We start from the raw sequence: 22,590 nt of genomic DNA on the forward strand, positions 1-22,590 counted from the left end.
TCTTCCGGACGGATTCAGTGGACGATCTGCTCGGGGGCCTGCTCCTGGAGATGGATGGCCTTGCGGGTGGCGGCCACGAAGTCGTGGAAGACCTGGGTGGTGCTGGTGGCCCGCCCGGCGCCGGTGTTGACGGTGAACATGGCTGCCCGGAGTTCACCGGTCAGCTCCAGCTGGGCGCCCATCCTGAGGATCGTCCGGTTGCAGATGTTGTTGGGCTGCTCCCCCGCCAGATTCGTGCCGGCTCCGTCGATGACCTGGAATCCGGCCGCCGTCAGCTGTGCCTTCAGCAGGTTCTTGAACGGCACGTTCAGGCCCCCGACGACCACGGCCTGCTTGTTGTCCGGGGTGGTGACCCGCTGCCAGTCGCAGCCGTGCACGCTCACGACGTTGAGGCTGCTCCCCGCCATGGAGAGGGCGACCCGGTCGTCCGCCTTCGACGATGTGACATGGAAGGCGTCCGCGTTGCCGCTGGTCTTCCGTCCCTCGAACATCCAGTAGTCGTGGAGCGGCAGACCGTCCCGGCCGGCGGGAGCGACCGGGGAGGTGTGGAATCCGGCGATCCCCAGACAGAGTTCCGAGGTCCCGGGTTCGATGCCGCCTCCGTGGATCGCCATGACGGTGGTGCGGGTGAAGTGGGGGGCGAGGTTGGGATCGGCGCGCCTGAACCGTCTGGAGTAGTCACGGCCCTCGACCAGGGCCGTGTTCGTGTAGATCTCCGTGTGCGACTCGGGCTCGGCCACCGCGGCGGGCGCGGCCACGGCTCCGGTGGCGTGCGCGGTTCCGGGCGCGGCGGTGGCGGTCTCCGCCAGCGCGGTGGTGCCCACGGCGGCGGTCGCGAAAGCGGTCAGTATGGTGCGGCGGCTTGCTTCAGTCATGATCAATGATCACCCGGGGCTGATTCCGCCTCTCCATCGGTCCCGGTGATCACCGCTCCGGCGGCGGCTCCAGGAAGGGCGTCAGCAGCCCCGGCACCGCCGCCGCCGCGAAGGCGATCCCCTCGGCCGCCTCCGCGTCGTACACGGAGTACGCCCCCGAACCGGCCGCCGTGGTCGCGGTCACGGTCAGCACCCCGGCGCGCCGCTGGAAGAACGACTGCCTGACCACCCAGCCGATGACCCCGGAGCGCCGGAGCGCCACGGTCGAGCGGCGGGCGGTGCCGGAGCGGGCCACGAGATAGTCGCCGCTGAGGGTGTGGCCGAGGCTGCGGTAGGCGTCCAGGGCCAGCAGCACCGCCGCCGGGACCGCCACCGACGCGGCGGCGGCGGCGATGTACAGCAGGACCGGGGTCAGCCGCAGACCCAGCAGGGTGAGCACCGCGAGCGGGCCGAGGACGGCGGCGAGCGCCCAGCGCAGCCTGCGGGTGCGGGCCGCGCCCGGGTGGCGGGTCAGGGGCGCGTCGGTCGGGGTGACGCTCTCGCGGAGCACCCGCGCCGCCACCTCGCCCGCGAGCGCGCGCGGCGCGGGCGGCAGCAGCACCTGGAGGTCGACGTGCTTGTCCTCGTCGTCCTGGCCTATCCCGGTGGCGACGGCGTCCACCCGGGCGGCGCCGGCCAGCCGTACGCCCAGGGGCTCGACCAGCTCGACACCGCGGAGCCGGCGCTCCTCCACGGAGATCGAGCGGACGGTGAGAAGTCCGCGCCGCACCCGCAGGGTGCCGCCGGGCTCGCGCTCCAGCCGGTAGTTCCACCACATCTCCACCCAGAGACCGAGGGCTCCGACGACCCCCGCGACCAGGGCGGCGAGGACGAGCGTGAGGACCAGCACCGCGACGGAGGTGTCCCGGAAGCGGTCGCCGACCCAGTCGATGACCGTTCCCTGGGCTCCGAACCAGTCGCTGACCTGCATCACGGCGCCCGCCGCCGCGCCGCCCAGCAGCGGGGCGACAAAGGAGAGCGGGGCGTACCGCATCCAGCGCGGGTCGAGACCGGCGAGGTTCCCGTCGTGGTCGACGCGGGGCCCGGCGGCCGGCGGGCGGTCGAGGAGGTCACGGCGGAGCCGTTCGCCCTCGGCCCGGGAGACCGGGTTGAGTTCCAGGGTGGACTCGCCGCTCCCGGCCTGTTCCCCGGTGCCGATGCGGACCGTGACGAGACCGAGGACCCGCAGCAGCGGATGGGCGGTCAGATCGACCGTGCGTATCCGCTCGCGGGCCAGCGAGCGCCGTTTGACCAGCACCAGCCCGGTGTGGAGTTCCACCCGTTCGGGGCCGACGCGGTAGCGGGTCTTGCGCCACTTGACGTACTCGGCGCCGACGGCGGCCAGGACCACCAGGGCGGCGGCGCCGAACAGCGGGAGCAGCCCGGCGCCGCGCCGGGAGGCGTGGGCGAACCAGGCGCCGCCGGAGAGGCCGAGCAGTACGGGGAGGCAGACACCGGCGGCCACCGAGCCCCAGACCGCCGCGGTGACGAGCAGGGCCTTGGGATCGATCCGCCGCCAGCCGTCGGCGGGGTCGGCGGACGGGAGGGCGGCGGGCCCCGGAGCGGCGGCCGAAGCGGTGGGCTCCGCGGCGGCGGGCCCGGCGACGCGGGCCGGACCGGGCTCGGCGCTCATGTCGCGTCCCCCGGCGTCGCCCGGGTGATGCGGGTCAGCCGCTCCGCGAGATCGGCCGCCACCTCGTGGTCCAGGCCCTCGATCCTGATGGCCCCCTTGGAGGAGGCCGTGGTGACGGTGACCGTGGCCAGCCGGTACGCCCGCTCCAGCGGCCCCCGTACCGTGTCCACGGTCTGGATGCGGGACATCGGCGCGATCCGCCACTCCTGCCAGAAGGCACCGGTGCGGACATAGACCGCCTCGTCCGTGGCCTCCCAGCGGTGCACCCGGTACCGCCAGCGGGGCAGCACCGCCGCCTCCACCAGCCCCAGCAGCGCCACCGCGCCGGCCGCGGCCAGCAGCCAGGTCCGTGCGGGGGCTATCAGCCAGCCCGGTATCGCGAGCACCGCCGTGCCCAGGGCGGTGACGATCAGCGACCGCGCCCGCCACCAGCGCACCGCCCGTCCGTCGAGCGGGTTGTTCGGCGGGCGCAGCCGTACGGTCCCCTCCCTCTCCGTCACCGGCTCAACGCCCCCGGAGCGCGCGGTAGGCCGCGGTGAGCGCCGCGGTCGAGCTGTCGAGCCGCTCCGCGCCCGTGCCCTCGGTGAGCACCGGCTCGATCGCGCGGGCGAGCACCTTGCCCAGCTCGACGCCCCACTGGTCGAAGGAGTCGATGTTCCAGACGGCGCCCTGGACGAAGACCTTGTGCTCGTAGAGCGCGATGAGCTGGCCGAGCACGGAGGGGGTCAGTGCGTCGGCGAGGATCGTGGTCGTGGGGTGGTTCCCGGGGAAGGTCCTGTGGGCCACCAGCTCCTCCGGGACGCCCTCCGCCCGTACCTCCTCCGGGGTCTTGCCGAAGGCGAGCGCCTGGGTCTGGGCGAAGAAGTTGGCCATCAGCAGATCGTGCTGGGCGACCAGCCCCTCCGGCAGGTCGGGGACCGGCCGGGCGAAGCCGATGAAGTCGGCGGGGATCAGCTTGGTGCCCTGGTGGAGCAGCTGGTAGTAGGCGTGCTGCCCATTGGTGCCGGGGGTGCCCCACACCACGGGCCCGGTCTGCCAGTCGACCCGGTCGCCCGCGCGGTCCACGGACTTGCCGTTGGACTCCATGTCGAGCTGCTGGAGATAGGCGGTGAATTTGCTCAGATAGTGCGAGTACGGCAGGACCGCGTGCGACTGGGCGTCGAAGAAGGCGCCGTACCAGACACCCAGCAGTCCCAGCAGCAGCGGGGCGTTGGCCTCCGGCGGGGCGGTGCGGAAGTGCTCGTCCATCAGATGAAATCCGTCGAGCATCTCCCGGAAACGCTCCGGGCCGATCGCGATCATCAGGGAGAGCCCGATGGCGGAATCGTAGGAGTAACGCCCGCCGACCCAGTCCCAGAACTCGAACATGTTCGCCGTGTCGATACCGAAGCCGGCGACCTCGCCGGCATTGGTGGACAGCGCCACGAAGTGCTTGGCGACGGCTTCCTGGCCCGCGTTCAGCCCGCCGAGGAGCCAGTCGCGGGCGGAGGTCGCGTTGGTGATGGTCTCGATGGTGGTGAAGGTCTTGGAGGCGACGATGAAGAGCGTCTCGGCCGCGTCCAGGCCGCGTACCGCCTCGTGCAGATCGGCACCGTCCACATTCGAGACGAAACGGAGGGTGAGATCGCGCGCGGTGTAGGAGCGGAGCACCTCGTACGCCATCGCCGGACCGAGATCGGAGCCGCCGATACCGATGTTGACGATATTCCTGATCGGCTTTCCGGTGTGCCCCGTCCACGCACCGGATCGGACCTTCTCCGAGAACGCCGCCATCCGGTCGAGCACGGCGTGCACCGCCGGCACCACGTTCTCGCCGTCGACCTCGATCACGGCGTCCCGGGGGGCGCGCAGGGCGGTGTGCAGGACGGCACGGTCCTCGGTGGTGTTGATCTTCTCGCCGCGGAACATCGCGTCCCGCAGCCCCGCCACGTCCGTCGCGGCGGCCAGATCGCGCAGGAGCGCCAGGGTCTCCCCGGTGACCAGGTGCTTGGAGTAGTCGAGACGCAGATCGCCGACGCGCAGGGCGAAGGCGGTGCCCCGCTCCCCGTCGGCCGCGAACAGCTCCCGCAGCAGGGGCTGCCCCAACTGCTCCCGGTGCCTGCCGAGCGCGGTCCACTCGGGCATCTGGTCCAGCCTGCTACGGCCACGTGTGTTCACTCGGACATCAGCTCACTTCTCCTCGTACCTGGCTGCGCTCCGCCACCTCCCAACCTAATTGATCAGGAGTACTGGTGACGTGAAAGCGAAGCCGCGTCGGCTGTGAGCGGAGCCCGAGGGAACAAAAGAATCCGGCCGGCCACTCGAAAGTGTCCGGCCGGACCGCAAGTCCTAGATCTCGCCGCGCAGTTTGGCGAGCGCCTCGGCGAGAATCGCCTCGCCGTCCGCGTCGCTGCGCCGCTCGCGCACATAGGCGAGATGTGTTTTGTACGGCTCCGTGCGTGGCGGGTCCGGGGGATTGTCCCGGTCCTGTCCGGCCGGGAATCCACAGCGGGGGCAGTCCCAGGTGTCAGGGACCTGCGCGTCGCTGGCGAAGCTCGGCTGTGTCTCGTGCCCGTTCGAGCACCAGAAGGAGATGCGCAGGCGCGGCGCGGACTCGCCACGCTCGGCCTCGCCCATCGGCCCCGCCCCGACCCGGCTTCCCCGGATCGCGTTGCCACTTGCCACGGTCGTAACTCCCTGCGTGATGGTGCTGTACAGCGTCTCACAGCGGCTGCGCCGCGGTGCCCCAGTCTACGTAAGGCCCAACGCCCGTCCAGGGATTGGAGTTACATCCGAACCCGGACGGGGAAACCTGTGTGTCAGCTGTCCAGCTTCATCAGCAGACCAAGTACGACAATGCATGCGAACCACAGCAGACCGATCACCACGGTGATCCGGTCGAGGTTGCGCTCGGCGACCGATGAGCCGCCGACGGACGACTGCATACCGCCACCGAACATGTCGGAGAGGCCGCCGCCCTTCCCCTTGTGCATCAGCACCAGCAGCATCAGCAGCAGGCTGAAGACGATCAGGGCGATCGAGAACCCCATAACCACGGCTGGACCCTACTTCCTGGCAATTCTCGTGGAACATCTACGGACGACGGGGGCCCGGGCTCGTCAAAAGCCTCAGGCCCCCGCAAGGGTACGACGAATCCGCGCTACGGCATACTCACCGGTCGCGGGAGCCGCTCACTGAGCGTGCTCACTGATCACGGAAGCGCACGATCTTGACGAACTCGTCCGTGTCCAGTGCCGCGCCGCCCACCAGGGCGCCGTCCACATCGGGCTGCGCCATGATCGCGGCGACGTTCCCGGACTTGACCGAGCCGCCGTACTGGATGCGGACCTTGTCGGCCAGCTCCTGCGAGTACAGCTCGGCGAGCCGGCCGCGGATCGCGCCGCAGACCTCCTGGGCGTCCTCGGGCGTGGCGACCTCGCCGGTGCCGATCGCCCAGACCGGCTCGTACGCGATCACGATCGTCCCGGCCTGCTCGGCGGTGACGTCCTGGAGGCCGCCGTCGAGCTGGGCCAGCGTGTGCTCCACCTGCCGGCCGGCCTTGCGGACGTCCAGTCCCTCGCCGACGCAGAGGATGGGGGTGATGCCGTGCCGGAACGCGGCCTTCACCTTGGCGTTGCAGATCTCGTCGGTCTCGGCGTGGTACTGCCGGCGCTCGGAGTGGCCGACGGCGACATAGGCGCACTTCAGCTTCGCCAGCATCGGGCCGGAGATCTCACCGGTGTACGCGCCGGAGTCGTGCGCCGAGATGTCCTGGGCGCCGTACTTGATCTTCAGCTTGTCGCCGTCGACCAGGGTCTGCACGGAGCGCAGATCGGTGAAGGGCGTCAGCACGGCGACCTCGACGGCCTCGTGGTCCTTGTCCGCCAGGGCGAAGGCGAGCTTCTGGACGTGGGCGATGGCCTCAAGGTGGTTGAGGTTCATCTTCCAGTTGCCCGCCATCAGCGGGGTGCGAGTGGTCATGAAAGTGTCAGTCCTCCAGTGCGGCGAGGCCGGGAAGCGTCTTGCCCTCGAGGTATTCGAGGCTGGCGCCGCCGCCGGTTGAAATGTGGCCGAATGCCTTTTCGTCGAAGCCCAGGGTCCGCACCGCGGCTGCGGAGTCTCCGCCGCCGACCACGGTGAAGGCCGGGGATTCGATCAGCGCCTGGGCCACGGCCTTGGTGCCCTCGGCGTAGTCGGGGTGCTCGAAGACGCCCATCGGGCCGTTCCAGAAGACGGTGGCCGTGTCGGCGAGCTTCGAGGCGTACAGCTTGCAGGTCTCGGGGCCGATGTCCAGCCCCATCCGGTCGGCGGGGACGGAGTCCACGGCGACGGCGTCGGGGTGGGCCGGGGCCTTTGTCCGCAGATCCGGGAAGCTCCCGGCGACCAGGACGTCGACGGGGAGGACGAACTCCACGCCCTTCTCCTCGGCGCGCTTCAGATACTCCTGGACGACCGGGATCTGGTCCTCCTGGAGGAGCGAGGTGCCGATCTCGTGGCCCTGGGCCCTGAGGAAGGTGTAGGCCATGCCACCGCCGATGAGGATGCGGTCGGCCCGCTCCAGCAGATGGTCGATGACCCCGAGCTTGTCGGAGACCTTGGCGCCGCCGAGGACCACGGCGTACGGCCGCTTGACGTCGTCGGTGAGCTTCCTCAGCACACCGACCTCGGTGGCGATGAGGTAGCCGGCGGCGTGCGGCAGCCGCGCGGGGAGGTCGTAGACCGAGGCGTGCTTGCGGTGCACGGCGCCGAAGCCGTCACCGACGTACACATCGGCGAGGGCGGCGAGCCGGTCGGCGAAGGCGCCGCGCTCGGCGTCGTCCTTGCTGGTCTCGCCCGGGTTGAAGCGGAGGTTCTCGATCACCGCGACGCGGCCGTCGGCGAGGCCGTCGACGGTGGCGCGGGCCGACGCGCCGACGGTGTCGGTGGCGAAGGCGACCTCGGTGCCGAGCAGCTCACCGAGGCGGGCCGCGGCCGGGGCCAGCGAGAAGGCGGGGTCCGGGGCGCCCTTGGGGCGGCCCAGATGCGAGGCGACGATGACCCGGGCGCCCGCGTCGGCGAGCCTGGCCACCGTGGGGACGACGGCCCGGATGCGGCCGTCGTCGGTGATGGTGGTGCCGTCGAGCGGCACATTGAGATCGGCGCGGACGAAAACTCGCCGGCCGGCGACCCCTTCGGCAAGAAGCTGGTCGATCGTCTTCATGGACGGGACTCCTCGGATGGCTGGACGTGCGACAGGGCCCGAACCGCGCTGCCGTGCGCTGCTCGGGCCCCGCCGCTCACCTCACTGAGCTGTTGGGAACCGTATGGTCCACCATCATGCTGGTCAGAGCTGGCCGCCGACGAACACGGTCAGGTCCACGAGGCGGTTGGAGTAGCCCCACTCGTTGTCGTACCAGCCGAGGATCTTGACCGAGTTGCCCTCCTGGACCATGGTCAGGGAGGAGTCGAAGGTGCAGGACGCCGGGTCGCTGACGATGTCCGAGGAGACGATCTGGTCCTCGGTGTAGGCCAGGATGCCCTGGAGCTCGCCCTCGGAGGCCTTCTTGAACGCGGCGTTGACCTCGTCCTTGGTGGTCTCGCGGGCCAGCTCGACCACCAGGTCGGTGGCGGAGCCGGTCGGGACCGGGACGCGCATGGCGATGCCGTCCAGCTTGCCCTTGAGCTGCGGGAGAACCAGGGCGGTGGCCTTGGCCGCGCCCGTGGTGGTCGGGATGATGTTCTCCGCGGCGGCGCGGGCACGGCGCAGATCCTTGTGCGGGAAGTCCAGGATGCGCTGGTCGTTGGTGTAGGCGTGGACCGTGGTCATCAGACCGCGGACGATGCCGAAGTTCTCGTCCAGGACCTTCGCCATCGGCGCCACACAGTTGGTGGTGCAGGAGGCGTTCGAGATGACGTGGTGCTTCGCCGGGTCGTACTTGTCCTGGTTGACGCCCATCACCACGGTGATGTCCTCGTCGCTGGCCGGAGCCGAGATCAGGACCTTCTTGGCGCCACCGGCGAGGTGCTTCTCGGCGTCGGCCTTCTTGGTGAAGATGCCCGTCGACTCGATGACGATGTCGACGCCCAGCTCGCCCCAGGGGATGTCCGCGGGGTTGCGCTCGGAGAGCACCTTGATGGTGCGGCCGTCCACGGTGATCGTGTCGGCGGTGTGGGACACCTCGGCCTTGAGGCGGCCCAGGATGGTGTCGTACTTCAGCAGGTGGGCAGTGGTCGCAGTGTCACCCAGGTCGTTGACAGCCACGATCTCGATGTCAGCACCCTGCTCCAGCAGCGCGCGGAAGTAGTTACGACCGATGCGGCCAAAGCCGTTGATGCCTACGCGGATCGTCACGAACCGATCTCCTCGTTGGTACGCCGGCGTTTTGACTGCCGGCGAGTTGTATGGGATGTCCCCGACCGCTTACGACCCTACCTCCCTGAGGCCCCTGAGGTGACATCGGAGGGCCTGGAAGGCGACCCGTGACCCCGTACCCCTCGGTACACCCCCCGAACGGCTCTCACCTGCGCAGGAGGCTTCCCGGATGAGCGCCTGCGGCTACGCTGGGTGACGACCCGGGCGCGCCACGTACCCAGCCCCGCAGCCTCGGGCCCCCGCGGCACAGGGTCCGTCCTCAAACGCCGGACGGGCTGGGTTCGCTCAGCCTCACCGGAGAGCCGAGGCAGGAAATCCAGCCCCCCGGGCGATTGAGGCGCACCACCCCAACCCCCCGGGCGATTGAGGCGCGCTCACCGAGCCCCGCCGGGAATTGAGCAGCACCACCCCAGCCCCTCCGGCGATTGAGGAGCGGGGGTTCGGGGGCCGGCCCCCGACCGAGACCCGCACTGTCGCACAGGGTCCGTCCTCAAACGCCGGACGGGCTGGGTTCGCTCAGCCCCGCCGACGAACGAGGAGCGCCACCTCAGCCCCTCCGGCGATTGAGGAGCACCACCTCAGCCCCTCCGGCGTTTGAGGAGCGGGGGTTCGGGGGCTGGCCCCCGACCGTGGCCCGCAGGATGCGGGGTCCTGTGGCACAGGGTCCGTCCTCGAGCGCCGGACGGGCTGGGTTTGCCCAGGCGATTGAGGCGCACTCACCGAGCCCCGCCGGCGATTGAGGCGCGGGGGGCGGGGCGGGGCCCCGGGAAAGGGGTCAGCCCACCAGGCCGTCGGCCATTTCCTCCGTGAGGTTGGACTCCGTACCCGGAATCCCCAAATCCTGCGCCCTCTTGTCCGCCATGGCCAACAACCGCCGAATCCTCCCCGCCACCGCGTCCTTCGTCAGCGGCGGCTCCGCCAGCGCCCCCAGCTCCTCCAGCGACGCCTGCTTGTGCTCCATCCGCAGCCGCCCCGCCGCCGCCAGGTGCTCCGGCACTTCCTCCCCGAGGATCTCCAGCGCCCGCTGCACCCGCGCCCCCGCGGCCACCGCCGCGCGCGCCGAGCGGCGCAGATTGGCGTCGTCGAAGTTGGCGAGCCGGTTCGCGGTGGCGCGCACCTCGCGCCGCATCCGCCGCTCCTCCCACGCGAGCACCGACTCATGCGCTCCGAGCCGGGTCAGCAGCGCCCCGATGGCGTCCCCGTCGCGCACGACGACCCGGTCCACCCCGCGCACCTCACGCGCCTTCGCCGCGATGGAGAGCCGCCGCGCGGCCCCCACCAGCGCGAGCGCCGCCTCCGGCCCCGGGCAGGTGACCTCCAGCGAGGACGACCGCCCCGGCTCGGTCAGCGACCCGTGCGCCAGGAACGCCCCGCGCCAGGCGGCCTCCGCGTCGCAGGTGGCCCCCGAGACCACCTGCGGCGGAAGCCCCCGGATGGGTCGGCCCCGGCCGTCGACCAGACCGGTCTGGCGGGCCAGCTGATCGCCGCCCGCCACCACCCGTACGACGTAGCGGGAGCCCCGGCGCAGCCCGCCCGGAGCCATCACCATCAGCTCCGACGTATGCCCGAAGATCTCCAGGATGTCGCGCTTGAGCCGGCGCGCCGCGATCCCGGTGTCCAGCTCCGCCTCGATCACGATGCGCCCGCTCACCAGGTGCAGCCCGCCCGCGAACCGCAGGATCGCCGAGACCTCCGCCTTTCTGCAGCAGGTCCGGGTGACGGGAAGCCGGGAGATCTCGTCCTTCACCGCTGCCGTCATCGCCATGGGCCGATCCTTCCATGCATCCGAAAAATACGGTCGTACGCGGCGGCCAACAGCTCCGGATCATGCTTGGAAACGCTGTCGGGCGAGGCCACGGGGGCCAGCTCGACCGCGGCACCGAGGCGTTTGGCGGCGTCGGCGAGGGAATCGCGGTCGGGCACGGCGGCCTCGTCGGCCAACACCACGTCCATGGTGAGTTTAGGCGCGTGTCGTCCCAAAACCTCCAAATGACGCTGCGGGGAGAAACCTTCTGTCTCCCCCGGCTGGGGGGCCAGATTGAGGGAGAGAACCCGGCGGGCCTTGGTCTCCACCAGCGCGTCGAGCAGCTCGGGCACCAGCAGATGCGGGATCACCGAGGAGAACCACGATCCGGGCCCGAGAACCACCCAGTCGGCGTCAAGAACGGCGGCCACGGCCTCCGGAACGGCGGGCGGATCGTTCGGCACGAGGTGGACGGACTGCACATCCCCGGGGGTGAGCGCCACGGTCGCCTGGCCTCTCACGGTCTCCACCGCGTCCGGGCGCGCCGGATCGTGCCCCCGCACCAGCGCCTGGAGCTCCAGCGGCACCGCCGACATCGGCAGCACCCGGCCGTGCGCCCCCAGCAGCCGGCCCACCAGGTCCAGGGCCTGGACATGGTCGCCGAGCTGCTCCCAGAGGGCGACGATCAGCAGATTGCCGACCGCGTGCTCATGCAGATCGCCCTGGGACTGGAAGCGGTGCTGGATCACCCGGGACCAGGTCTGCCCCCAGTCGTCGTCGCCGCAGAGCGCCGCGAGCGCCTTGCGCAGATCGCCCGGGGGCAGCACCCCCAGCTCCTCCCGGAGCCGGCCGCTGGAGCCGCCGTCGTCGGCGACGGTGACCACGGCGGTGAGATCGCCGGTGATCCGGCGCAGGGCCGCCAGCGACGCGGACAGCCCCCGGCCGCCGCCGAGCGCGACCACCTTCGGGGCGGCGCCGCGCCGGCGGCCGATGGGCATGGCGGACCCGCGCAGCCGCCTCAGGCGCAGGGAGCGTGCGGTCACTCGCGCCCCATGTCCCGGTGGACGACCACGGTCTCGACCCCGGCGGCGGAGAGCCGGGCGGCGAGCTTCTCGGAGGTGGCCACCGAGCGGTGCTTGCCGCCGGTGCAGCCGACGGCGACGGTCACATAGCGCTTGCCCTCGCGGCGGTAGCCCGCGGCGATGAGCTGGAGCAGCTCGGTGTAGCGGTCGAGGAACTCCTTGGCGCCGGGCTGGTTGAAGACGTAGTTCGACACCTCCTCGTTGAGTCCGCTGAAGGGGCGCAGCTCCGGGACCCAGTGCGGGTTGGGCAGGAAGCGCATGTCCACGACGAGGTCCGCGTCGACGGGCAGTCCGTACTTGAACCCGAAGGACATGACGGTGGCCCGCAGCTCCGGCTTCTCGTCGCCCGCGAACTGGGCGTCCATCTTGGCGCGCAGCTCGTGGACATTGAGGCTGGAGGTGTCGATGACCAGGTCGGCGTCGCCGCGCAGCTCCCGCAGGAGGTCCCGCTCGGCGGCGATCCCGTCGACGATCCGGCCGTCGCCCTGGAGCGGGTGGGGCCGGCGCACCGACTCGAAGCGCCTGACCAGGGCGTCGTCGGACGATTCCAGGAAGACGATCCGGCAGGTGACCTGCTTGGCGTCGAGGTCGGCGAGGGATTCGCGGAGGTTGTCGAAGAACCGGCGCCCGCGGACATCGACGACGACGGCGATCCGGGCGACATTGCCCTGCGAGCGCGCGCCCAGCTCCACCATGGTGGGGATCAGCGCGGGCGGCAGGTTGTCGACCACGAACCAGCCGAGGTCCTCGAGACACTTCGCGGCCGTGCTCCGACCTGCTCCGGACATCCCGGAGATGATCACCAGCTCGGGGATGGCCGCCTCCGCGGTCCCGCCGGGCTCGGTGGTGGTGCCCGTACTCACGTCTGCTGCTCCGTCTGTCTCGTGCTCGGTCATGTCGTGCTGCCCCCGTCGTTCTCTTCCATGATCTCTCCTGTTGCCGTATTCACGGCAGGGGCGGCCGGAGCCGCCTGGGCGAGGGCCGTGACCACGGCTTCCGCGGTCTTCCGGCCCATGCCGGGTACGTCGCAGATCTGCTCGATTGTCGCCTGCCGCAGCCGCTTCACCGAGCCGAAATGCTTGATCAGTGCCTGTTTCCGGGTCTCGCCCAGACCGTGGACCGCGTCCAGGGGGCCGGTGCGGATGCGTTTGGCCCGCTTGGACCGCTGGTAGCGGATGGCGAAGTCGTGGGCGGTGTCACGGACCCTCTGGAGAAGGTAGAGCCCCTCGCTGGAGCGGGGCAGGATCACCGGGTCGCTCTCGCCGGGGAGCCAGACCTCCTCCAGCCGCTTGGCGAGGCCGCAGACGGCGACATCGTCGATGCCCAGCTCGTCCAGGGCGCGCCGGGCGGCGGCGACCTGGGGCCTGCCGCCGTCGACCACCACGAGCTGGGGCGGGTAGGCGAAGCGCTTGGGCCGTCCGTCGTCCGGCTCCGGGGCGCCCTGGAGCGGGTCCCCGGGCGCGCCGGGGGGCGCGGCCGGGTCGTCGGCGCCGATCCACTCCCCCGTACGGTCCTTCTCCGCGAGGTAGCGGCGGAAGCGGCGGCTGATCACCTCGTGCATGGAGCGGACGTCGTCCTGCCCGGCGAAGGTCTTGATCTGGAAGCGGCGGTACTCGCTCTTGCGCGGGAGGCCGTCCTCGAAGACCACCATGGAGGCCACGACGTCCTCGCCCTGGAGGTGGGAGATGTCGAAGCACTCGATGCGCAGCGGCGCCGAGTCGAGGCCGAGGGCCGCGGCGATCTCCTCCAGGGCCCGGGAGCGGGTGGTGAGGTCCCCGGCGCGCTTGGTCTTGTGCAGGGCCAGCGCCTGCTGGGCATTGCGCTGGACCGTCTCCATCAGGTCCTTCTTGTCACCGCGCTGGGGGATGCGCAGGGACACCCGGGAGCCCCTGCGGTCGCCGAGCCAGCGGCTGACCGTCGCGCTGTCCTCGGGGAGCGCGGGGACCAGGACCTCCTTGGGGACGGCCTCGCCGCGCTCCTCCCCGTACAGCTGCTGGAGGGCGTGCTCGACGAGGCCGGCGGTGTCGACGGCCTCGACCTTGTCGGTGACCCAGCCGCGCTGTCCGCGCACCCGGCCGCCGCGGACGTGGAAGATCTGGACGGCGGCCTCCAGCTCGTCCTCGGCGACGGCGATGAGATCGGCGTCGGTGGCGTCGGCGAGGACGACGGCGTTCTTCTCCAGGGCGCGGCGGAGGGCCTCTATGTCGTCGCGGAGCCTGGCGGCCCGCTCGTACTCCATCTCCTCGGCCGCCGCCGTCATCTGCTTCTCCAGCCGGCGGATGTAGGTGCCGGCGCGGCCGGCCATGAAGTCGCAGAACTCCTCGGCGAGTTCGCGGTGCTCCTCGGGGGTGACCCGGCCGACGCAGGGCGCCGAGCACTTGCCGATGTAGCCGAGGAGGCAGGGGCGCCCCTTCTGCTGGTGGTTCCTGAGGACACCGGCGGAGCAGGTGCGCACGGGGAAGACACGGAGCATCAGATCGACGGTCTCGCGGATCGCCCAGGCGTGGCCGTACGGGCCGAAGTAGCGCACGCCCTTGCGCTTGGCCCCGCGCAGCACCTGGACCCGGGGGAACTCCTCGTTGAGCGTGACCGCGAGATAGGGATAGCTCTTGTCGTCGCGGTACTTGACGTTGAACCGGGGGTCGTACTCCTTGATCCAGGAGTACTCCAGCTGGAGGGCCTCGACCTCGGTGGAGACGACCGTCCACTCCACGGACGCGGCGGTGGTGACCATGGTGGCGGTGCGCGGGTGGAGGCCGGCCAGGTCCTGGAAGTAGCTGGCGAGGCGCTGGCGCAGGCTCTTGGCCTTGCCGACGTAGATCACCCGGCGGTGTTCGTCCCGGAATCTGTAGACCCCCGGAGAGTCGGGGATCTCTCCCGGTTTGGGACGGTAGCTGGAGGGGTCTGCCATGCCGTCCACCCTACTGGCGGGGACTGACACTCCGGCGACCTCCCGGGGCGGGGGCACGGCGACCTCTCGGGGCGGGCACGGCGAGCGCCCGCTGCCCGTGGGGGCGGCGGGCGCTCGTTCCCTGGAGGGGACGGTGTTCCCGGTCGGTCCGGGAGGTCAGGCCCTGCGGCGCAGCCTCAGCACGGTCACCGCGCCCAGGGCGAGGGCGAGGACCGCGCCCGCTCCGGCGGCGACCGATGTGGTGGTCAGCGCGGCGTTGTCCGGTGCGCCGGGGGCCGCGGCCACCGTCGCCTCGGCTCCGGCGGGAGCGGTGGCCGCGGCCGGTCCGTCGTACCCCCCGGCCACGCCCTTCTTGGCGTAGGCCGAGCCGGGAAGCTTGTCGGCGTAGGCGTCCGCGACCCGGGTCCGGTAGGCGCCCAGCGTGGTGCCCTTGGCGCCCACCGCCCGTACCGCGTCCTGGTCCAGCGGGAGCACCTTGGTGCCCTTGCTGACGTACCAGGCGTCGATCTGCGGCTCGCGGAAGACCGTGCCCCCGGGGAGCAGGCTCTCGCCCTGCCGGGCGTAGCGGAACTCGTCGTCACCGGTGGCGATGTTGACGACCTGCCACCGCGCACCCTGCCGGGCGGCCCACACGGACGCCTTCTGGCCGTCGGAGGAGACCGCCTTGGTGGCGAGGAATTCGGTGCGGGCGATGGGTGCGCCCGCCTTCCCGGCCACGAACTCCGGTGCGAGGGTGCGCACCGGGACGGTGGTGCCCTCGGCCCGGGGGGCCGCCGCCGAGCGGGCCACCGCGCCGTCCCGGGCGAAGAAGCGGGAGAGGGTGTCCAGCGTCGCGGGGGAGGTGGCCGCGGTGCGGGCCGCCTTCACGTCGGAGGCGGTGGGGGCGGGCACCGCCCCGGGGGTGCCGGAGGCGGCGGCGGTGCCGGTGCCCAGCGTCCCGAGGGCGAGCGAGGCGAGGAGGGAGGCCGTGGCGATGGCCGGGATGCGCTTCATCGCGTTCACGCCCCGATCCGGTAGAGCGAGTGGGTCCAGGAGAAGGAGTTGTTGTTCACGTACCAGGCGTGGGAGGCCCAGTTGTAGCGGTCGCTGGTCTGCCACGGGTCGCCCCAGTAGACCCAGCTGTTGGCCGTGTCGTAGCCGTAGATGACATGCATGTGGCCACCACCGCTGGACCACTGGATACGGGTCTCCACCGGCCGGTTCGCGTTGATCTCGGTCTGTACGGCCTGGTACTGGAGCCAGTTGTTGATGTACGAGCCGGGGCTGATGCCGGCCCAGCGCAGCCCGGTCTGCACATTGCCGAGCGTTGCCTGGTTGTTGGGGCACTCGGTGTTCTGCTGGCGGTTGAAGGCCGCGTTGCAGAACTGGTTCTGGGAGTAGTTCTTGCCGTAGTAGGTGGCGATGGTGTTGCCGGCGGCAGCCCAGCACCAGTTGGTCTTGAGCTGGGCCTGCATGGTGAGGTTGAGCCGCTTCCAGGCCAGGGCGGCCCGGGGGGCGTCGGCCGGTCCGGCGGGCTGGGCGGTGGTGACCGCGCCGGCGGGGTCGGCCGCTGTCGCGGCGGTCGCCGTCGACAGGGGCAGTGCTATGAGTGCGGCAAGCACGGCCGCCACGGCGGCGAGCCGTCTCCTGAGGTTGCGCATCGCGTTCCTCCCTGAGGGAAGGGTGGGGGTGGAGGAGCGCGTCCGGACGCTGCGGATGAGCATCGATCCTTGTCGGGGGCAGGTCAACACGCTTCAATGCGGGGGACACGGAGCTGTGAACGCGGCGGCCGGGATGTGAACGCGCCCCTCCCGCCTCACCAGGGCGGCCCTGGCCGCCCGCCCACCGGGCCCCTCTCCGCCGTGAACGTTCACGGAGCGCCGTGCGGATTCACACGCTCTGCCGTTTCACACGCTGTTCCGCCGTACCCCGTTGTGCCGTGGCACCCCGTTGTGCCGCCGTTTCCCGTTGTGCCGTTTCATCCGCCGTGCCGCTCACCCGCGGGGCAGTCCCACGCCGCTGGAGGATTCCCATGGAACACACCGAAGCCGATCTGGCGCAGGCCCTGCACACCGGCCCGTTCCATCTCGCGCTCCGGGCGGCGCTCGCGGTGCGCGGACTGCCGCTCCAGCGGGTGCAGCACCATCTGGCCCACCGGGGCATCAAGGTGGGTGTCACCAGCCTCAGTTACTGGCAGCAGGGCGCGCGCCGGCCCCAGCGCCCGGAGTCGCTGCGGGCGGTGCGGGCCCTGGAGGAGGTTCTGGAGCTGCCGGGGAACTCCCTGATCCGGCTGCTGGGCATCGGCGAGGGCAGCCGCCAGGGCGAGGTCGAGCGCCCGTCCGCCCGCCCGTACCGCTCCCTGACGGAGGTCTCCACCACGGTGGAGGCCCTGCTGTCGGAGCTGGAGTCCCCGGCGGACGGCGGGCTGCACACCGTGGGCCACCACGAACGGGTGCGGATAGGGGCGGCCCGGGAGCTGGTGGAGCGCGAGTCCCGGCATGTGGTCCGCGCCCACCGCGACGGCATCGACCGCTATATCGCGATCCACCACGGGGACCCTGGGTGCGAGCCCGCCCGGGTGCGGGTCAGCGCGCTGGAGAACTGCCGCACGGGGCGGGTGCGCTGGCACCGGCCGACCGGGGTGGTCGTCGCGGAGCTGCTCTTCGACGCCCGGCTGCGCGCGGGCGACACCCATGTCTTCGGCTACGGCTTCGAGGACGGGACCGGCGGCCCGAGCACCGAGTACGTGCGCGGCTTCACCTACGCGGGCGGACAGTACGTCCTCCAGGTCGCCTTCGACGAGCGGGCGCTGCCGGTGCGGTGCCGGCGGTTCGCCCAGGCGACCACGGGCGCGCCGCGCGGTGCCCGGACCGATCTGACCCTCAGCGGCCGGCACCGCACGGTCCACCTGGTCGAACAGGGCGTACGGCCGGGGATTCTGGGCATCGACTGGGACTGGGACTGAGCGGCGGCCCGGCCTGCCGGCAGGGGGCCGGGGCGGCCGGGCGGCCGGGGGCCGGGCCCGGCCGGCCCGGGGCGCCGCTGCCCCTCAGGCACCGGGGCCTCAGGCAGCGGGGTCTCAGGCGTCGGGGTCTCAGGCACCGAGGTCTCAGGCACCGAGGTCTCAGGCGTCGGGGCCGGCGACCAGCTTCCCGCCCTCGGCCTTGATCTGGACCTCCGGGAGCGGCACGGTCGCCGGGCCCACGAGGGCCTTGCCCGTGGTGACGTCGAAGCGGCTGCCGTGGCAGGGACAGTTGCCCTCATTGCCGACGATCTTGTCGAGGACACACCCCGCGTGGGTGCACTGGGCGCTGAACGCCTTGTACTCCCCCTCCGCCGGGCAGCTCACGATCAGCCGCTGCTCCCGGTAGAGCTTGGCGCCGCCGACCGGTACGGCGTCGACCGCGCCGAGGTCGACGGGAGCGGTCGGGACGGGGTTCTTGGCCCGGCCGAGCTTGGAGTCCGTGGAGCAGGCCGCGGCCCCGAGGGCGCCGGTCCCGGCGAGGGCGGCGCCTTTCAGCACGGTGCGGCGGGCGGCTGACGAGGGGCCGGGCATGGGAACTCCACTGTTCAGAGCAGGGTCGGACGGATCGGACGGCACAGACGCGGCCGCCCGCGTCGGCGGAGCCGGCCCCGGCGGCACAACCGACAATACCGACGGGGTGCCGCCGCCGGGCGAGCGGGCTCTCTCCCGCGCGCGGCGGCCATGCACTACGTTCGGAGCCGTGATCGTCGTCGCCGGAGAGTCCTTGATCGACCTGGTCCCGCAGGGCGGCGGGGAGCCCCTGCCCGCGCTGCTGCCGCGCCCCGGCGGCGGCCCGTACAACACCGCCGTGGCGCTGGGGCGGCTCGGGGCGCGCGCCGCGTTCTGCTCCCGGGTGTCCACGGACGCCTTCGGCGCGGCGCTGGTCGACGGCCTGCGCTCGGCCGGGGTGGACACCTCGCTCGTGGCCCGGGGCCCGGAGCCGACCACGCTGGCGGTCGCCGCGATCGACGGGAACGGCTCGGCGGGGTACGGCTTCTACGCGGAGGGCACCGCCGACCGGCTCTTCGAGCTGCCGCCGCCGCTGCCGGACGCGGTGCGGGCGGTGGCGTTCGGCACCTGCTCGCTGGTGCTCGAACCGGGTGCGAGCGCCTATGAGGAGCTCATGCGCCGGGAGGCCGGACGCGGGCGCTTCATCCTGCTGGACCCCAACATCAGGGCGGGCCTGATCCCGGACCCGGACGCCTACCGTGCGCGGTTCGCCGGATGGCTGCCGAGCGTGTCCCTGCTGAAGCTGTCGGAGGAGGACGCCGACTGGCTGGGCGGGGTGCCCGGTGGTCCGGACGGCCCGGCGGCCGTGGTGCTGACGCGGGGCGGGGAGGGGCTGACGGTACGGACCCGGGGCGGCCCGGAGGTGTCGGTTCCGGCCGTCCCGGTGGCGGTCGCCGACACCATCGGCGCCGGTGACACCGTGAACGCGGCCCTGCTGCACGGGCTGGCCGCGCGGGACGCCCTGTCGGCGCCGGGTCTCGCGGCTCTGGGCGAGACCGCCTGGCGGGATCTGCTGGGCTTCGCCGCCCGGGCCTCGGCGATCACCTGCTCCCGGCCGGGCGCGGAACCGCCGTACGCGGACGAGCTGGACGGTTAGGGCCTTCCGTTCTCCCTCCCTGGTCCTTCGCGCCCTCTGGCGTTCCCCCTGGTCCTTCGTGCCCTCCGGGCCCTGGCATGGGGCCCGGGAGAACCCTCGCGCCGGGGCCCGGAGACCGGGAGGACCCGGACACCGGACCCGGCCTCCGGGGCGTACCGGACGGATGGTCCGGTACGCCTCGGGGCACGGTGGCCTCAGGCCTTCCGGGCGCGGGCCGTCGCCGTCTTCTTGGCGGCGCCCTTGGCCGCGGTCTTCTTCACCGCCGCCTTCTTGACGGCGGTGTTTTTCACCGCGGCCTTCTTGGCGGCCGTCCGGCCGGTGGCGGCGGTGGCGGTGGCTGCCGTCTTCCGCGCCGCCGTCTTCTTGGCCGCCGTCTTCCGCGCGGGCTTGCGGCCGGCCGCGGGCCTCGGTGAGCCGCCCGCGTCACTGACCCGCTCCGGGTCGAGGATGTCCCGCAGGAACTTGCCGGTGTGACTGGCCGGCACCCCCGCGACCTCCTCGGGCGTGCCCTCGGCGATCACCAGACCACCGCCGCTGCCGCCTTCGGGACCCATGTCCACGACCCAGTCCGCGGTCTTGATGACATCGAGGTTGTGCTCGATGACGATCACCGTGTTGCCCTTGTCGACCAGGCCGGAGAGAACGGTGATGAGCTTGCTGATGTCCTCGAAGTGCAGACCGGTCGTCGGCTCGTCCAGGACGTAGACCGTGCGGCCCGTGGAGCGCTTCTGGAGTTCGCTGGCGAGCTTCACCCGCTGCGCCTCGCCGCCCGAGAGCGTCGGGGCGGACTGCCCCAGCCGCACATAGCCGAGCCCCACCTCGTGGAGCGTCTTCAGATGGCGGGCGATCGTCGGAACGGCCTCGAAAAAGTCGAGGGCGTCCTCGATGGGCATGTCCAGCACCTCGGCGATGGACTTGCCCTTGTAGTGGACCTCCAGGGTCTCCCGGTTGTAGCGCGCGCCGTGGCAGACCTCGCACGGGACGTACACATCCGGCAGGAAGTTCATCTCGATCTTGATCGTGCCGTCGCCGGAGCAGTTCTCGCACCGGCCGCCCTTGACGTTGAAGGAGAAGCGGCCGGGGAGATAACCGCGGACCTTCGCCTCCATCGTCTCCGCGAAGAGCCTGCGGACATGGTCGAAGACACCGGTGTACGTGGCCGGGTTGGAGCGCGGGGTCCGGCCGATGGGCGACTGGTCGACATGGACGACCTTGTCCACCAGGTCGTCGCCGTCGACCCGGGTGTGCCGGCCGGGCACCGACTTCGCGCCGTTCAGCTCGCGGGCGAGGTGGGTGTAGAGGATGTCGTTGACCAGCGTGGACTTTCCGGAACCAGAGACTCCGGTGACGGCGGTGAGCACACCGAGCGGGAAGGAGACGTCGATGTCCCGGAGGTTGTTCTCCCGGGCTCCGTGGACGGTGAGCTTCCGGGCGGGGTCCGAGGGTCGCCGGATGTCGGGCGTCGGGATGGCCCTCTTGCCCGCGAGGTACTGCCCGGTGATCGACTCCTTGTTGGCGAGCAGCTCCTTCAAGGGCCCGGAGTGGACCACCTTGCCGCCGTGCTCACCGGCGCCGGGGCCGATGTCCACGACCCAGTCTGCGATCTTGATGGTGTCCTCGTCGTGCTCCACGACGATCAGGGTGTTGCCCATGTCGCGGAGGCGGACGAGGGTCTCGATCAGCCGGTGGTTGTCCCGCTGGTGCAGCCCGATCGACGGCTCGTCCAGGACGTAGAGCACACCGACGAGACCGGAGCCGATCTGGGTGGCGAGCCGGATGCGCTGGGCCTCGCCACCGGAGAGGGTGCCCGCCGCCCGGTTGAGCGAGAGATAGTCCAGGCCGACGTCGACCAGGAATCTCAGCCGCTCGTTGACCTCCTTGAGCACCCGCTCGGCGATCTTCTTGTCACGGGCGTTCAGCCGCATCCGGCCGAGGAATTCGGCGCACTCGCTGATCGACATGGCGGCCACCTCGGCGATGGACTTCTCCATCACCGTGACCGCGAGGACGATCGGCTTCAGCCGGGTGCCCTCACAGGTCGGGCAGGGCACCTCGCGCATATAGCCCTCGAAGCGCTCCCTGCTGGAGTCGCTCTCCGCCTCCTGGTGCCGCCTGCGGACGAACTGGACGGCGCCTTCGAAGGCGGGTGTGGTGTAGGCCCGCTCCCTGCCGTAGCGATTGCGGTAGCGGACCTCGACCTGGGTCTTGTGCCCGTACAGCAGGGCCTTCCTGGCGCGCTGGGGCAGCCCGGCCCAGGGCATGTCGGTGGCGAAGCCGAGCGCCTGGGAGAGCCCGCCGATCAGCCGGCCGAAGTACTCCTTGGTGTGGCCGTGGGACCAGGGGTGGATCGCGCCCTCGTCGAGGGACTTCTCCTCGTCCGGGACGATCAGCTCGGGGTCGACCTCCATGCGGGTGCCGATGCCGGTGCAGTCGGGGCAGGCGCCGAAGGGGGAGTTGAAGGAGAAGGAGCGGGGCTCCAGCTCCTCGAAGGAGAGATCGTCGTAGGGGCAGTACAGATGCTCCGAGTACATCCGCTCGCGCTCGGGGTCGTCCTCGGGGAGGTCGACGAAGTCGAGCACGACCATGCCGCCGGAGAGGCCGAGCGCGGTCTCCACCGAGTCGGTGAGCCGCCGCTTGGCGCCGTCCTTGACGGTGAGGCGGTCGACGACCACCTCGATGGTGTGCTTCTCCTGCTTCTTCAGCGCGGGCGGCTCGGCGAGCTGGATCGTCAGCCCGTCGACCCGGGCCCGGCTGTAGCCCTTGGTCTGGAGGTCCGCGAAAAGATCGACGAACTCGCCCTTGCGCTCCCGCACCAGCGGCGAGAGCACCTGGAAGCGGCTGCCCTCCGGCAGCTCCAGCACCTTGTCCACGATGGCCTGCGGCGACTGGCGGGAGATGGGCCGGCCGCACTCGGGACAGTGCGGCTTGCCGATCCGGGCGAAGAGCAGCCGGAGGTAGTCGTACACCTCGGTGATGGTGCCGACCGTCGAGCGCGGGTTGCGCGAGGTCGACTTCTGGTCGATGGAGACCGCCGGGGAGAGTCCCTCGATGAAGTCGACGTCCGGCTTGTCCATCTGCCCCAGGAACTGGCGGGCGTACGACGACAGGGATTCCACATAGCGGCGCTGGCCCTCGGCGAAGATCGTGTCGAAGGCGAGCGAGGACTTGCCCGACCCCGAGAGCCCCGTGAACACGATGAGGGAGTCGCGGGGAAGGTCGAGCGAGACGTTCTTGAGGTTGTGCTCGCGAGCGCCACGGACGATGAGACGGTCGGCCACGCCGGGTCCGCACCTTTCTTGAGGGTCTGGTTCTTGAGGATCTGGGGGAGAAACTCTGGAAGGTCCTGAGATTGGTGAAAAGCCTGA

The 22,590-nt window shown here is 71.3% G+C and carries 19 protein-coding genes; 2 read left to right on the plus strand and 17 right to left on the minus strand.

Going from position 1 to position 22,590, the window contains the following annotated elements; translation table 11 throughout:
• Positions 1–14 precede the first annotated feature (14 nt).
• From ACWCRA_RS19605 to ACWCRA_RS19675, 15 genes are all read right to left on the minus strand, one after another.
• The gene (locus ACWCRA_RS19605) at positions 15–875 is read right to left on the minus strand and encodes a poly-gamma-glutamate hydrolase family protein (RefSeq protein WP_451068161.1); all 861 of its coding nucleotides are present in this window, start codon (positions 873–875) and stop codon (positions 15–17) included.
• Positions 876–924: 49 nt separating this feature from the next.
• The gene (locus ACWCRA_RS19610) at positions 925–2,547 is read right to left on the minus strand and encodes a PH domain-containing protein (RefSeq protein ID WP_451068162.1); all 1,623 of its coding nucleotides are present in this window, start codon (positions 2,545–2,547) and stop codon (positions 925–927) included.
• Positions 2,544–3,047: a PH domain-containing protein gene (locus tag ACWCRA_RS19615; protein WP_351549056.1), complete on the minus strand. Its 504-nt coding sequence runs from the start codon at positions 3,045–3,047 to the stop codon at positions 2,544–2,546. The genes ACWCRA_RS19610 and ACWCRA_RS19615 overlap by 4 nt, the downstream gene beginning before the upstream one ends.
• A 4-nt stretch (positions 3,048–3,051) precedes the next feature.
• Positions 3,052–4,671, minus strand: a complete 1,620-nt coding sequence (gene pgi, locus ACWCRA_RS19620; protein WP_451068163.1) for a glucose-6-phosphate isomerase — start codon at positions 4,669–4,671, stop codon at positions 3,052–3,054.
• A gap of 204 nt (positions 4,672–4,875) precedes the next feature.
• Positions 4,876–5,211, minus strand: coding sequence for an RNA polymerase-binding protein RbpA (locus tag ACWCRA_RS19625; RefSeq protein WP_003957010.1), 336 nt, complete (start codon positions 5,209–5,211; stop codon positions 4,876–4,878).
• A gap of 134 nt (positions 5,212–5,345) precedes the next feature.
• Positions 5,346–5,576, minus strand: a complete 231-nt coding sequence (gene secG, locus ACWCRA_RS19630) for a preprotein translocase subunit SecG (RefSeq protein WP_351549181.1) — start codon at positions 5,574–5,576, stop codon at positions 5,346–5,348.
• 154 nt (positions 5,577–5,730) lie between these two features.
• Positions 5,731–6,507 carry a triose-phosphate isomerase gene (gene tpiA / locus ACWCRA_RS19635; RefSeq protein ID WP_351549062.1) on the minus strand — a complete coding sequence of 259 codons (777 nt, stop codon included), beginning with the start codon at positions 6,505–6,507 and terminating at the stop codon, positions 5,731–5,733.
• A gap of 7 nt (positions 6,508–6,514) precedes the next feature.
• Entirely contained in the window at positions 6,515–7,726 is a 1,212-nt protein-coding gene (locus ACWCRA_RS19640) for a phosphoglycerate kinase (protein ID WP_351549065.1), read from the minus strand.
• 123 nt (positions 7,727–7,849) lie between these two features.
• Positions 7,850–8,857 carry a type I glyceraldehyde-3-phosphate dehydrogenase gene (gene gap, locus ACWCRA_RS19645; protein WP_351549068.1) on the minus strand — a complete coding sequence of 336 codons (1,008 nt, stop codon included), beginning with the start codon at positions 8,855–8,857 and terminating at the stop codon, positions 7,850–7,852.
• 796 nt (positions 8,858–9,653) lie between these two features.
• Positions 9,654–10,643 carry a DNA-binding protein WhiA gene (gene whiA, locus ACWCRA_RS19650; RefSeq protein ID WP_351549070.1) on the minus strand — a complete coding sequence of 330 codons (990 nt, stop codon included), beginning with the start codon at positions 10,641–10,643 and terminating at the stop codon, positions 9,654–9,656.
• A complete protein-coding gene (locus ACWCRA_RS19655; protein WP_351549073.1) occupies positions 10,634–11,665 on the minus strand; it encodes a gluconeogenesis factor YvcK family protein in 1,032 nt (343 codons plus the stop codon). Before ACWCRA_RS19655 ends, whiA begins: the two co-directional genes overlap by 10 nt.
• Positions 11,662–12,600 carry an RNase adapter RapZ gene (rapZ, locus tag ACWCRA_RS19660; protein WP_351549075.1) on the minus strand — a complete coding sequence of 313 codons (939 nt, stop codon included), beginning with the start codon at positions 12,598–12,600 and terminating at the stop codon, positions 11,662–11,664. Before rapZ ends, ACWCRA_RS19655 begins: the two co-directional genes overlap by 4 nt.
• Positions 12,597–14,615, minus strand: a complete 2,019-nt coding sequence (uvrC, locus tag ACWCRA_RS19665) for an excinuclease ABC subunit UvrC (RefSeq protein ID WP_351549077.1) — start codon at positions 14,613–14,615, stop codon at positions 12,597–12,599. The genes rapZ and uvrC overlap by 4 nt, the downstream gene beginning before the upstream one ends.
• A gap of 156 nt (positions 14,616–14,771) precedes the next feature.
• A complete protein-coding gene (locus ACWCRA_RS19670) occupies positions 14,772–15,608 on the minus strand; it encodes a hypothetical protein (RefSeq protein WP_351549184.1) in 837 nt (278 codons plus the stop codon).
• 5 nt (positions 15,609–15,613) lie between these two features.
• On the minus strand, positions 15,614–16,255 hold the full coding sequence (locus tag ACWCRA_RS19675; RefSeq protein WP_351549080.1) for a papain-like cysteine protease family protein: 642 nt from the start codon (positions 16,253–16,255) through the stop codon (positions 15,614–15,616).
• Between the two features lie 371 nt (positions 16,256–16,626).
• Here ACWCRA_RS19675 and ACWCRA_RS19680 point away from each other — a divergent pair, with 371 nt between their 5' ends.
• Entirely contained in the window at positions 16,627–17,559 is a 933-nt protein-coding gene (locus ACWCRA_RS19680; protein WP_451068164.1) for a hypothetical protein, read from the plus strand.
• Between the two features lie 159 nt (positions 17,560–17,718).
• Here the strand turns inward: ACWCRA_RS19680 and ACWCRA_RS19685 are convergent, their stop codons facing one another.
• Positions 17,719–18,150, minus strand: a complete 432-nt coding sequence (locus ACWCRA_RS19685; RefSeq protein ID WP_351549085.1) for a Rieske (2Fe-2S) protein — start codon at positions 18,148–18,150, stop codon at positions 17,719–17,721.
• Between the two features lie 169 nt (positions 18,151–18,319).
• Here ACWCRA_RS19685 and ACWCRA_RS19690 point away from each other — a divergent pair, with 169 nt between their 5' ends.
• Positions 18,320–19,225, plus strand: a complete 906-nt coding sequence (locus tag ACWCRA_RS19690) for a carbohydrate kinase family protein (RefSeq protein ID WP_451068165.1) — start codon at positions 18,320–18,322, stop codon at positions 19,223–19,225.
• Positions 19,226–19,419: 194 nt separating this feature from the next.
• Here ACWCRA_RS19690 and uvrA read toward each other — a convergent pair whose 3' ends face one another.
• Positions 19,420–22,503: an excinuclease ABC subunit UvrA gene (gene uvrA, locus ACWCRA_RS19695; protein ID WP_451068166.1), complete on the minus strand. Its 3,084-nt coding sequence runs from the start codon at positions 22,501–22,503 to the stop codon at positions 19,420–19,422.
• Positions 22,504–22,590 lie beyond the last annotated feature (87 nt).

The sequence above is a fragment of the Streptomyces sp. NPDC001889 genome (genome assembly GCF_053594535.1).